Source organism: Parafannyhessea umbonata (assembly GCF_900111255.1).
GTDB lineage: Bacteria > Actinomycetota > Coriobacteriia > Coriobacteriales > Atopobiaceae > Olsenella_J > Olsenella_J umbonata_A.
The window spans coordinates 222264-234449 of record NZ_FOGP01000002.1 but is presented as its reverse complement, the minus strand read 5'-3'; the positions used below and the strand labels follow the sequence as shown (position 1 = coordinate 234449).

Here is a 12186-nt window from a genome sequence, read left to right as displayed (position 1 = left end):
GGGGCGAGCGATGACGTACGCATGCGAGAAGTGCAAAGGCAGGTTCGCTGGAGCCCGCGCGCTCCTGCGCGCCGACCGCGGTGCCTCCTTCATCGTCGCCCTGGTCTTCCTCTTGGTCTGCACCATGGTTGCCACCGTGGTCATCGCCTCGTCCTCTGTGAGCGTCGAGCGGAGCAAGAAGACGACCAAGGAGCAGCAGGCATACTTTGCGGTCTCCTCGGGCATCCAGACCGCGCGCTCCCTTGCCTGCGAGCGCGGCTCCATCGCCAACCTCATCCTCACGCGCGCGAAGCCTGCCGACCAGCTTGATCCCGGGACGACCTCTGACGGATCGGCCCTGGCGAACTGGGCGACCCAGGCTGCCCGGTCGATTGCGTCGGGAAGCACTTCTCCGCAGGAGATGGTCACCAAGATCGACTCTTTCACGGTGGAGGGGGCCACGGTCCCCGAGGTCAAGCTCACCTATAGCATGAAGACCGAGGGCGCCGAGCAGTACTACATCACCATCAAGGCCGAGCTTGCGGATGGCGGCGACTACGCCTACACGCTCTCGACCACCGTGCCCGCGATGCTCGAGGGAAGTACGACCGAGGGCGGGCTCGTCATCCACTGGGGACCCAATTCGACTGAGATTCCCGTGGAGTACACCGGACCCGTTGCTGGCATGAGGCTCTCTACGGAGCTTCAGGCCCAGTGCAACGTCTGGGGGACCACGCAGGACAGCTGGTATACGAACCAGTGGGCAAAATGCACCTGGAAGGCAACGGCCAACAGCGAGCTCATGGTCCTGTCCGACTCGAGTCACTACATCTGCATGGTTTACTACCAGGGCAAGTACTACGTTCCCGTATGCACCACCCACACGGGCATAACCATCATCGTCATTACGCTGCGCTACGACTACTATGGCTGGGACATGGCAGTCAAGCTTGGTAGCGGCAACTACGAGGGCAGCCTGACCGCGATGCCCGCCGACGACACGTATTCGTGCCAGCGCCGCGCCAAGACGGTTGGCGGCGACGACGATGACTCGCAGCTGACCGGAAAGAGGAACTTCGGCGTCCAGTGGGTGGAGGTGGCGTGATGCGACTTCAACGCAAAACTCAGGGCGGGCCTCCTGTCCACCACGCACCGCGATGCCGCGTCGGAAGGGGCGAGCGGGGAGAAACCCTTGCGGAGACTCTGGTTGCCATCTTGATCTGCACTCTCGCGTCCGTCATGCTCCTTGCGGCATCGGCGACCGCCGCAAGGCTCAGCAGGCAGGCGGAGGACCGCGAGGGTGACCTGTGGGAGCAGCGCCAGGCGGCCGAGTCGGACCGCTACGTGGGAAGCCGGGGGAGCGACCGAGCGACGGTGCAGGTCGACGGCCGCAGCCACACGATGCTGATCTCCGGCGGGGATGACATCGTGTCGTATCGACTCACGGGGGAGGAGCCATGATCGCGCGTCACATTGCGCCACGGCGTCTCCCAAGGTCGTGCTCCGGCTTCACGCTGGTCGAGCTTCTGGCCGCACTCCTCGTGCTCACGCTGCTGACGAGCGTGGTCGCGGTTGGCACGTCCGGCGCGCTGGACGTGTACCGACGCGAGCAGTTTGCCTCTCAGGCCCAGATGCTTTCCGGGACGGTGGACAGCTCGCTGGCCGACCCGTTCAGGTTCATGACCTCGACGCTTGCCGAGGACGGTCAGGAGGTCGACACGGTCGTCTTCCACCGTCAGACCATCTCGGCGGCTGGGGGCGTGCGGCTCGTCTCTATTGACGGCCAGCTGTACCTGCAGGGCGACCAGGGCGACTTCCCCCTGCTCAACGGGAGCGCCTACGGTAACTGCAAGATCGAGCTGGTCGACGATCCCACGGATCCCGAGGACGACTACTCTTGCACGTCCGTTTGCGTCAAGGGGGCCTACCGGATCACCGACGCGAGCGACCCGTCGCTCAGCAGGACCTATCGCTTCTACTACACGCCTCTGGGAGAGAGCTACACGCGCGAGCTTCCCATTCCCACGTCGTAGCGGCGCGCGCGAAGGCCCGCGCCGCCAGCCGACCACGACGTCAACGCTTAGGAGTTTGAAATGAAGTACACACGTCTCGGAGACCTTCTGATTGACGCGGGCGTCATCGACGAGGAGCAGCTGTCGAAGGCGCTCGCTGCGCAGAAAGAGACGCACCAGCGCCTGGGAGAGACGCTCATCTCGACCGGCGTCATCACGCGTCGCCAGCTCATCGAGGCTCTTCAGGTGCAGCTGGGAATCGACTACATCGACCTCTCCGAAATCGAGATCGATCCCGAGATGACCAAGCTCGTCCCAAGGAACCTTGCCAAGAAGAACTCGATCGTTCCGGTTCGCACGCGCGGCGACGAGCTTTACCTTGCCATGTCCGACCCCCTCAACTTCATCGCGACCGAGGAGGCACGCGCCGCCTCGCGCAAGCGCATCGTCCCCATGATTGCCACGCAGAGCGGCATCGATCACGCCATTTCGGTTCTGTACGGAACCGTCGGCGCCAAGCGCGCCATCCGAGAGATGCAGCAGGAGGCCGAGCAGTCCGACGTGAACGGGGCCTACAGCCTCGGCCTCCACACCAACGATCTCGACAACGGCCGTGGGTCGTCGGCGCCGTCCATTCGCCTTGTGGACAACATCATCGAGCGTGGCATCACCGACAGGGCCTCCGACATCCACGTCGAGCCGCAGGACGGGGGCGTGCGCGTCCGCATGCGCATCGACGGAGTCCTCCACGAGGAGTTCCAGATCCCGAAGGAGCTCCAGCAGTCTCTCACGAGCCGAATCAAGGTCATGTGCGGAATGGACGTGACCGAGAGGCGCGTGCCCCAGGACGGAAGGGCCATCGTCAGCCTGCACGGCAAGGAGGCCGACCTTCGCGTGTCGACCCTTCCCACGGTACATGGCGAGAAGATCGTCATCCGTATTCTCGACCGTGACAACAAGCTCGACACTGCCGAGGAGCTGGGGTTCTACGGACACAACCTGGAGGAGTACAACAGGCTCGTCTCGTATAGGCAGGGGGTCATCCTCCTTGTTGGCCCCACGGGCTCGGGCAAGTCCTCGACCCTCTTCACCATTATCGGTCGCCTCAACACCGAGGGAGTCAATATCATCACCCTGGAGGACCCGGTCGAGTACAGCATCGAAGGAGTCACCCAGGTCCAGGTCAACGACAAGGCCGGGACCACTTTCGCCGACGGTCTGCGCTCTGCACTGAGACAGGACCCCGACATCATCTCGGTGGGAGAGATTCGCGACTCCGAGACCGCCGACATCGCCATGCGTGCGGCAGTCACGGGGCACTTGGTCCTCTCGACCATTCACGCGAACGACGCCATCTCGACCCTCGACCGCCTGAGCGACATCGGCGTCGAGCCGTACATGCAGGCAACGGCACTTCGCGGAATCGTCAGCCAGCGCCTGGTCCGCTGCATCTGCCCCCACTGCAAGGAGGCTTACGTGCCCGACGCGGACGAGATGCGCTCAATTGGCATTGACCCTGCGGTTGTGGGTGAGGACATCAAGTTCTATCGCGGGCGTGGCTGCCCGGAGTGCTACGGCACGGGCTATCGTGGGCGCACGGTCGTGGCCGAGGTGCTGCGCGTGACTGGCGACGTGCGCGCGGCCATCCACGAGGGGGACCGCAACCTGATACTCGAGGCCGTCAGGCGGACGGACTTCGAGCCCATCAACGTGAACGCGCGCGAACTCGTCCTTTCGGGCAAGACGACCGTCAACGAGGTGCTGAGGGCGGTCTACGTGTCCGACTAGCTCGGACGGGGGCACTACTGGCAGGAGCTTTCATCGGTTGGCTTTGACGGGAAGGGGAGTGACGTGAACGAACTCGAAGAGATCGTACTGGCTGCGCGTGAGGCCTCAGCCTCGGACGTGCACCTCTCGCCCGGCGCCTTCCTGCGCTTCCGTATCCACGGGAGCCTCGAGTCCCGCGGCGATGCGCCCCTGAGCGCGGAGGAGTGCGAGGGGCTGGCGCGCACGGCGCTGGGAGGGCGCTTCGACGACCTGGCGCATACGGGCGAGTACGACTGCGCCTCCGACATCGCTGGCGTCCGTGTGAGGCTGAACGCGTATCGTGTGGACGGTGGCTATGCAATGGCCCTCCGACTGCTTTCGGAGCGCATCCCCGCTATGTCCGAGCTGGGACTACCGCCCGTTGTCGCGGACTTCCCAGCGTATCAGAAGGGCATCGTCCTCGTGACAGGCGAGACGGGGTCGGGAAAGTCGACCACGCTCGCGTCGATCATCAACGAGATCAACCTCACGCGGCCAGACCACATCATCACGCTCGAAGACCCCATCGAATACGTGTACGAGTCGGCGCGAGGCCTCGTGACCCAGCGCGAGGTGGGGAGAGACACGCAAAGCTTCTCGGCGGGCCTTCGCGCCATCCTGCGCGAGGATCCTGACGTTATCCTGGTCGGTGAGATGCGCGACCTCGATACCATCGAGACCGCCCTGGTTGCCGCGGAGACCGGCCATCTGGTCTTCGCGACCCTGCACACCCAGTCCGCCGCCGACTCCGTCGACCGCCTCATTGGGTCGTTCCCCGAGGACCGCCAGAGGCAAATCCGCACGCAGCTGTCCATGACGCTCAAGGCAGTCGTCTCGCAGCAACTCCTGCCGCGCCTGGGAGGCAACGGCCGCGTCCTCGCCTGCGAGGTTATGGTGGTGAACGCTGCCATCCGCAACCTCATCCGCGAGGGCAAGACCCCGCAGATAGAGAATTCCATCGCCACGACCGCCGCCCTGGGCAACGTGACCATGGACGCCTCGATATCGAGGCTCCTGCGCAGCCGCCTGATAGACGCCCGTACGGCTGCGAGCGCCGCACGCGATTCCGATGCGTTTTTGCGCCAGGGCAGATAGCATTGATTCACCGAGGAAGGGCATACGAACGTGAAGACCTTTAAGTACACGGCACGGCGTCTCGCGTCGGAGGGCGTCCAGGAGGGCGTGGCGGAGGCCAACACCCAGGACGAGGCAATCAGCCAGCTCAAGGATCAGGGACTGATCGTCTCGGACATCGAGGAGATACAGCCCTCCCACGACATCAACCTGCGCCTGGGACCGCGCCGCGCGAAGGAGAAGTCGCTGGCCATCATGTGCAACCAGTTTGCCATCGTCTTGCGTGCGGGCCTGCCCATTGTGCGTACGATCGCGCTGGTTGCGGAGCAGACCGAGGACGGGGCCCTTAAGGCAATTCTGCTCGACGTCGCGGACGAGGTGGCGGCCGGCCATGGCCTGGCTGATGCCTTCGAGAAGCATGCCGGTGGACTTCCCGTCACCTTTATCGAGACGGTGCGCGCCGGTGAGAACTCGGGCAACCTCGACGTGGTCTTTTCGCGCCTCTCCACGTACTACGACAAGCGCTCGAAGTCCCGCTCAAAGGTCAAGAGCGCGATGATCTACCCCTCCTTCGTGATGGGCGTTGCGGTCATCGTCGTGGTCGTCATCATGGTGATGGCCGTCCCCACCTTTAAGAAGACCTTTGAGTCGATGGGCGTCGAGTTGCCGCTTCCCACCCTCGTCATGATTGCCGTGTCAGATTTCATGACGCGCTACTTTGCGGTCATATTGGGCGTCATCGTGGGAATCGTCGTAGCCATCAAGATGCTCAAGCGCTACAACGAAGACTTCATGTTGTGGTGGTCGAGGCTTGGCACGCGGCTTCCCGTCCTGGGAAAGATCAACGTCATGAGCTCGGCGGCACAGTACGCGGGCACGATGTCAGTCATGATGGCGGCCGGACTTCCGGTCGTGCAGGCCGTCGAGGCCACCGCGCGAACGATTTCCAACCGCTACATGGCCCATGCTCTCGCAAGCATTGAGCCTGCCGTCGAATCAGGCAAGCCCGTTGCGGCATCGCTTGCCAAGACGGAGGCCTTTCCGGACTTGGCCGTCGAGATGACGGGCGTTGGCGAGGAGACGGGAACGCTTGAGAGGACCCTGGACGTCATCTCGGACTACTACGACAACGAAGTGGCTACCCAGACCGCGCGGGCGGTCGCGCTGCTCGAACCTGCCACGATCGTGTTTCTCGCCCTGATCGTGGTCATGATCCTGCTTGCGGTCTACCTTCCCATGTTCAGCATCTACGGGAGCTACAGCTCGTAGCGGGCGCCCTGGCATCGCGTTCGGCGGACAAAACTTAACGTATTCCAAAAAAGATACTAGATTAGTGACAAAACTACATTTGGTGCTTTATAATACTACGTACGTATGGTTGAACATGGCCTCCTCCGTGTCGTATTCTTCAACGGAAGGAACGCCAATAATGGAATGGGAGGCACTGCATGGAGAAGATTATCATGGCAAAGAACGACCTCAAGAAGCGTGGCTACAAGGGCTTTACCCTGATGGAGATGCTCATCGTCGTCGCTATCATCGCTGTCCTCGTGGCAATCGCGATCCCCGTGTTCTCGGCTCAGCTCAACAACGCCAAGGTCGCTGCCGATGCGGCGAACATCCGTGGCGGCTATGCTGCAGCCACGGCTGACGTTGCGGGCAACAAGGATGCTGCTTCGGGTGACACCTACTACCTGAAGAAAGACGGTACCGTTACCCAGACCCAGAGCGAGGGCGACTTCAAGACCCAGGGCACTGCTTCCGAGGATCAGGACGTCGCCGGTCAGCCCCTGAAATGGAACGCCGACCAGAGCGTCACCTACACCTACAACGGGTCTTCGATTAAGATCACGTTTGGCTAGGAACTAGCCGCGTAGAACCAAGACTCTCGGCATTGGTTCTGGCCCCGCGAAGCGATTCGCGGGGCTTTTTTATGCCCTTCTCCGATAAATTTGACCCTCAACTGCTCCTGTGGCGGAGAACAAGCGCTGATAATGAAGCTCGATGACGTACAATTTCATCAGCTATGCGACGCTACGCCGCACTAACACAGCTCATACGAACCAGGGGACATCATGGCTCGCTCATTCGTTGGATTCGATATAGGGACGGACAACGTCAAGGTCGCCTTCCGCGACCGCGGCCTTCGCTTCCTTTCCAGGCGCCTGCCCGAGAACGTGATGAACGAGGAGGGAATCGTCTCTCCTCAGGTCATGGCGGAATTCCTCAAGAAGCTTCGCGTCGAGGAGGGCATCCGTGACAGGGACTGCGCCATCGTCCTGACCGAGCAGCGCTCGTACTTCAGGCATGTCTCGCTGCCACCGATGACCACGTCCGAGCTCAAGATCAACCTCCCGTACGAGTTCCGCGACTTTATCACCGAGGACCCGGACGCCTACGCCTACGACTATGCCGTTGATGACATGGTCTGCGACGAAGATGGCAGGCTGGTGCGCATGGAGCTCTACGCCTCTGCGGTCAGGCGCAGTGTCATGGACACCTACGCCGACATCCTCAAGCACGCGGGGTTTAGGCTTCGCGTCGTGACGCCCTCCTCGATGGCGTACATGCACCTGATGCACGCCCACAACGTCGAGCATCCCGAGGACGCCGGCCGCGACATCGTCGTGGTGGACATTGGCTACAACCAGATGAACATCTCGCTGTTCGAGGACGACCGGTTCATGGGATCGCGCGTGGTCGACTCGGGATGCGTCGACGTCGACTCTGCCATTGCCGAGATGAGGGACGTCGACCTCCACGTGGCGGGAACCTATCGCGACTCGAACTTCGAGGGCGTTCTGGACACGGACCGCTGCCGCTCCGTATTCGACCGTCTTGTGTTCGAGGTCAGCAAGGTCGTCAACTTCTACAACTTCAGCAACCCCGACAAGGACATCAAAGGCATCTACCTCTCCGGAGGCGGAGCGGCCATCCCGCAGCTCGTGAGCGCCATGGGCATGGACTTCGACTATCCCGTCTGGTACGTCAACGCGTTCATGCCTGACGAGGTGCGCACCAGAACCGACAACATCGTGTGCTCGCTGGCCTACGCGGCGCTCGTGGCTGGAGAGGAGGCTTCTCGTGGCGCTTGATCTTGGCAAAAAGATAAGCCTTGACCTCCTGACGAAGAGGGGCCGCAACAAGGTGGAGTACCCCACCAAGAGGACGATGAACCTCTATCAGGTGGAGGGCTCCGGTGCCGTTCGGCGTCGCGTCATAGTGACTGCCGTGGGAATTGCGGTCGCGGCCATACTCTTCCTGAACTTCGCCGTGTTCGGCCCCCTGGCGAACGTCGCCAAGAAGCAGTCGGAGCTTGCGAAGGTTCGCGCTGATCTCGAGCCTGTCCAGCAACGCGTCCAGGAATACGACGACATCCTGAGCGAGTACGAGGCATATGCCCCCATTAGCAGCTCATCCGGAGTGGACGCAATGGGCGTGCTCGACATGGTCGAGTCAAAGGTCAGGCCCAACTGCACCGTCAACCAGGTGTCCCTCGAGGACACCAAGCTGACCATCACGCTCTCCAACGTCTCGCTGGAAAGCGTCGGCTCCATCGCCAAGGAGCTTGGCCAGCAGGAGGGCGTCGACAGCGTCTCGGTCTCGACGGCCCAGTCGAGCGACGAGTCGACGGGCGTCGTCGCGACCGTGACCGTCAGACTCAAGGTATCTGGCAGCTCGAGCGAAACGGGGGAGAAGTAGATGCTTACGTACACATTCTCTCGCCGCGAGAAGGTTCTGATGGTCTTTCTGGCCATCTTTCTCATCCTCGTCGTCTGGTACCAGTTCGTGTTCACCGCGACGCAGGAGCAGCTTGCCGACCTGACGTCGCAGATCGATGCCGCGAACGACCAGATAGTCACCGACACGCTCAAGATCAAGAAGATCGACGAGATGGAGGACGCAATCGCAAAGTACAAGGCTGAGGGCACCGTTCCTGCCGTTGTCCCCGAGTACGACAACGTCCAGGCGCTCATGGCGAGCCTGAACGCGGTCCTTTCGGGAACCGCTGACTACGACATGACCTTCGAGGACGTCGCTGTCAACGAATCGGGACTCGTGCAGCGAGGCGTCCAGCTCTCGTTTGAGTGCGGCTCCTACGAGCAGGCGCGCTCCGTCCTCGACGCGCTCGTGAACAGCGGCTTTCCCTGCTCTGTGGACGAGTACACCATCACGGACAACGAGGCGCAGCGATCGGGTAACGCCCGCAACGCCGGCTCGGGCTCGGGCACAAAGCAGCAGCCCTTCTCGGTTGACGTCCATCTGACGTTCTATGAGAAGGGCAACGACTCCGTTCCCGCCGACGTGGCCCAGGCGACGGGGTCTGCAAGCGGCGGAAACGACCTCTCGAATTCCCTTGGCTAGGCCGCCATGCTCTTCTCGACTCCTCTCATAACCGGGTACTCGCTGCTCGTTACCGGCCTTTTCGGCTTGGTGATGGGCAGCTTTCTGAACTGCCTCGCGTGGCGGCTCACGCACGGTGAGAGCGTGCTGCGCGGAAGGAGCCACTGCATCTCGTGTGGGCACGTGCTTGCCGCGCGCGACCTCGTGCCGGTGCTCAGCTGGCTTTTCACGAGGGGGAGGTGCCGCTACTGCCACGAGCGCATTCCCGCTCGCTACCCCCTGACCGAGCTCTTGTGTGCGGCCCTGTACCTGTCCGTCGTCGTGCGCTACGACCTCACGCTCGAGACCGTCGAGATGCTGGTCTTCGCGAGTACGCTTCTTGTCCTCTCGCTCACGGACCTTGACGAGTGCATCATCCCCAACTCCTGCGTTGCCGTTGCCGTCGCCGCGCGCGCCCTCTACGGGCTGGCCCTCCTTGCGACTGGCTCCCTTCCCGCGGGCTTTGACATCGTCTCGGCCGTTGGTTACTACGTGGGCACTGCCGTCGGGGTTCTGGTCGCGCTTATCGCGCTCGCACTCGTTATGGACCGCGTGCTTGGCCGCGACAGTATCGGCGGAGGAGACGTCAAGCTCCTTGCGGCTGCCGCCCTCTACTTTGGCGGCAGCCAGCTGCTGCTTGTGGTGTTCGTCTCCTGCGTGTTGGGCATCGTCTTCGGGCTCGCGCGGATGGGCTCGGGCGACGAGGCCGACGACGCGGAGACCGTGGATTCGGAAGCCGTGGATGAGGAAGCCCCCGAGCGGGTGGACCCCCACGCCTTCCCCTGGGGGCCCTCCATCGCCCTTGCTTGCTGGTTCTGCATGCTCTTCGGCGAGCAGCTCGTTGGCATGTACCTGGGATTGTTTGCGCTGTAGACGCGGTCCTAGCCGCCCATCCCGAAGACGCCCCTCCAGAAGCTCAGGAAGCCGTCCCACCAGTTGTCCGATCCGCCTTGGGACTCCGTCGCCTCTCGTTGGCCTGACGCGGCGCTTCCATCCATGGAGAATGCCGTCTGCGTTCCGTACTCCTCGTCGAACGTGCTGCGATCGATGGCCTCGCTGGCAAGGGACCCGGCCGCCGAGGCGTCGTAGTCCGTGGAGTAGCTACCCGAAACGGTGACGGTGATGCCGGAGTCTCCCTGCACGACCGTTTTGCCGCCGGCCATGATCGTGACCGTCTTGCCGTTTGTGTCGACCACCCTTCCTCCGCTCTCGACCGTCAAGTTCGATACAGTCGAGTCGGCCGCCACGACCCAGCTCGAGCTGGAGTCGACGCTTACGCTCAGGGGGCTGTCGCTGGTGGACGCTGTGGCGTTCTCGCTGATCTCTGCCGCTCCCGTCCAGGTTGTTCCCTCTGTCAGGAAGACGTCCACCTGGCTGATGGTGTCTGACTCGATGTTGCCCCCGAGCGTCTGGCCTATGCCCGTGAGCCTGGCGGTCGCGCCGTTCTTGCCTGCGGTGCCCCAGCCGTTCGAGTCGTTTCCCGCGGCAATCAGGAGGCTCGCGGCGCTTGAGTCGAAGTCGAGCGTGGTGTTAGAGAGCACGATGTCTGCCGACGTGTTGGTGAGGTAGAACATCGACCCAGATGCGATCGCACTTCTCAGCGTCGAGTCCTTGGCCTGGAAGGTCGCCGTCTTTCCGGTCGAAGCCTCGGCGTCGCCCGAGGTGGACTGATAGATGATGATGCCGTCGGCGATGGGGTCGGACGCGCTCTTGCCCTCGAGCGTGCCCTCGAGCGTCGAGTTGCCGATCAAGACAGTGTTTAGTCCCTCCATTGCAACGAGCTGGCTTCCCGTGGCGGTGCCCGCGCACCCGTTCAGCTCGATGTCGCCGGTCGAGTACACCAGGGGAGAGCCGACGCCGGCCGTTCGGAGGGTGGAGTTCGTGACGCTGACGCTTCCGCCTCCGCGGTCCGTCGCGCAGGCTGCGCAGTGCGCGCCCGCGGTCTCGATCGAGAGGCCGTTTGCCACGATGGTCCCGCCGTAGGTTGCATCGAGCCCGCGTGAGTTGTCCGCACTGGTGCGTATCGTCACGCCGTTCGCCCAGATGGTTCCCGAGTCCGTGGCGAACAGCGCGTTCGAGCCTGTGGAGTCCGAGGTCAGCGTGCTGTTGGAGACCTTCGCGAGCGAGCCTTCGCCCACGGAGAGCAGGATTGAGTTGACGCCGTAGAAGTTGCACCTGTCGCCGTCGCCGTCGTCGCCCGTCTTGCCCAGCGTCGAGCCCGAGACAGTGAGGGTGCCGCCGTTCTGGACGAGCGCGGCCACAAGGTCCGACGCCGTGGACGTCGCGATCTGGTCCTCGGAACTCACGCTCTCGCCGTCGGCCGTGAGCGTGCCCGCATAGCTTCCCTGGTAGTCAAACGACTGCGCGTCTGTCCGTCCCGTGCCGCCGGGGGCCTGCGCGTCCGGCGCGTCAGAGGGAGGAACGCCGGGGGTGCTGCTTGCGCCCGCTCCGTCGGGTGAGTCGCCTTCGGGCTTTGCGGGAGGCGCGCCCTCGTCCGGCTGGGCGCACTGCCCCTCCGCGGCCGTCGCAGAGCCCGCCGAGCTTCCGTCGGACTCCAATGCAATCGCTGGCGCGGGGAAGGGCGACAGCACGAGCGCTCCGGTCGTGACGAGGACTCCCATGCGCGTCAGGGCCTGCTGTCGTCCCGCATGGCCTCGGCTCCTGAGGCATCCCTCGCCGAGCATGCGCTGGGCCGCCCTGACGTCCATGTTCGTTTTGTCCTGCGTTGGCCGTCCTGAAGTGGTCATCGGAGTCTCCTCTCGTCGCTTCCTTGATGTCAAAGTACCAACTTCGACGCCACTCAAGACTCCTACCGGGTCCGATGCTACGAGGGAAGCATGACGTTTGAGGGAAACTGTAAATCAACTTTTGGGAACCTGAAAAAGAGCGGTTGAGAAGGGCGTGGCCAGTCTGGACGGATTGCCCTTTGCGT

Annotated in this window: 12 protein-coding genes; 11 read left to right on the top strand and 1 reads right to left on the bottom strand. The window is 63.0% G+C overall.

All coding sequences use genetic code 11. From position 1 onward, the window contains the following. Positions 1-10: 10 nt before the first annotated feature. The 11 genes from BMY31_RS03775 to BMY31_RS03725 all read left to right on the top strand — a co-directional run bounded on the left by BMY31_RS03775 (position 11) and on the right by BMY31_RS03725 (position 10127). Positions 11-1084, top strand: a complete 1074-nt coding sequence (locus tag BMY31_RS03775; RefSeq protein ID WP_091008398.1) for a hypothetical protein — start codon at positions 11-13, stop codon at positions 1082-1084. Positions 1085-1194: 110 nt separating this feature from the next. Next, positions 1195-1440, top strand: a complete 246-nt coding sequence (locus BMY31_RS03770; RefSeq protein WP_143327741.1) for a hypothetical protein — start codon at positions 1195-1197, stop codon at positions 1438-1440. Beyond that, positions 1437-2012 carry a prepilin-type N-terminal cleavage/methylation domain-containing protein gene (locus tag BMY31_RS03765; protein WP_091008395.1) on the top strand — a complete coding sequence of 192 codons (576 nt, stop codon included), beginning with the start codon at positions 1437-1439 and terminating at the stop codon, positions 2010-2012. The genes BMY31_RS03770 and BMY31_RS03765 overlap by 4 nt, the downstream gene beginning before the upstream one ends. A 60-nt stretch (positions 2013-2072) precedes the next feature. Continuing rightward, positions 2073-3779, top strand: a complete 1707-nt coding sequence (locus tag BMY31_RS03760; RefSeq protein WP_078686929.1) for a GspE/PulE family protein — start codon at positions 2073-2075, stop codon at positions 3777-3779. A 63-nt stretch (positions 3780-3842) separates the two neighbouring features. Further along, the gene (locus tag BMY31_RS03755) at positions 3843-4892 is read left to right on the top strand and encodes a type IV pilus twitching motility protein PilT (protein ID WP_091008392.1); all 1050 of its coding nucleotides are present in this window, start codon (positions 3843-3845) and stop codon (positions 4890-4892) included. A gap of 30 nt (positions 4893-4922) precedes the next feature. Further along, entirely contained in the window at positions 4923-6140 is a 1218-nt protein-coding gene (locus BMY31_RS03750) for a type II secretion system F family protein (protein ID WP_091008390.1), read from the top strand. Between the two features lie 179 nt (positions 6141-6319). Continuing rightward, a complete protein-coding gene (locus BMY31_RS03745) occupies positions 6320-6733 on the top strand; it encodes a competence type IV pilus major pilin ComGC (RefSeq protein ID WP_091008388.1) in 414 nt (137 codons plus the stop codon). A gap of 213 nt (positions 6734-6946) precedes the next feature. Next, positions 6947-7966: a pilus assembly protein PilM gene (pilM, locus tag BMY31_RS03740; protein ID WP_091008385.1), complete on the top strand. Its 1020-nt coding sequence runs from the start codon at positions 6947-6949 to the stop codon at positions 7964-7966. Next, entirely contained in the window at positions 7956-8573 is a 618-nt protein-coding gene (locus tag BMY31_RS03735) for a hypothetical protein (RefSeq protein WP_078686925.1), read from the top strand. Before pilM ends, BMY31_RS03735 begins: the two co-directional genes overlap by 11 nt. Further along, positions 8574-9236, top strand: coding sequence for a hypothetical protein (locus BMY31_RS03730; protein ID WP_078686924.1), 663 nt, complete (start codon positions 8574-8576; stop codon positions 9234-9236). Between the two features lie 6 nt (positions 9237-9242). Continuing rightward, a complete protein-coding gene (locus tag BMY31_RS03725; protein ID WP_091008381.1) occupies positions 9243-10127 on the top strand; it encodes a prepilin peptidase in 885 nt (294 codons plus the stop codon). 8 nt (positions 10128-10135) lie between these two features. Here BMY31_RS03725 and BMY31_RS03720 read toward each other — a convergent pair whose 3' ends face one another. Then, entirely contained in the window at positions 10136-12001 is a 1866-nt protein-coding gene (locus tag BMY31_RS03720) for an adhesin (RefSeq protein WP_143802926.1), read from the bottom strand. Positions 12002-12186: the final 185 nt, after the last annotated feature.

Coding starts and splice junctions, on each gene's coding strand:
- pilM (WP_091008385.1), top strand. CDS start 6,947: ATGGCTCGCTCATTCGTTGGATTCGATATAGGGACGGACAACGTCAAG.
- BMY31_RS03760 (WP_078686929.1), top strand. CDS start 2,073: ATGAAGTACACACGTCTCGGAGACCTTCTGATTGACGCGGGCGTCATC.
- BMY31_RS03765 (WP_091008395.1), top strand. CDS start 1,437: ATGATCGCGCGTCACATTGCGCCACGGCGTCTCCCAAGGTCGTGCTCC.
- BMY31_RS03730 (WP_078686924.1), top strand. CDS start 8,574: ATGCTTACGTACACATTCTCTCGCCGCGAGAAGGTTCTGATGGTCTTT.
- BMY31_RS03725 (WP_091008381.1), top strand. CDS start 9,243: ATGCTCTTCTCGACTCCTCTCATAACCGGGTACTCGCTGCTCGTTACC.
- BMY31_RS03775 (WP_091008398.1), top strand. CDS start 11: ATGACGTACGCATGCGAGAAGTGCAAAGGCAGGTTCGCTGGAGCCCGC.
- BMY31_RS03745 (WP_091008388.1), top strand. CDS start 6,320: ATGGAGAAGATTATCATGGCAAAGAACGACCTCAAGAAGCGTGGCTAC.
- BMY31_RS03720 (WP_143802926.1), bottom strand. CDS start 12,001: ATGACCACTTCAGGACGGCCAACGCAGGACAAAACGAACATGGACGTC.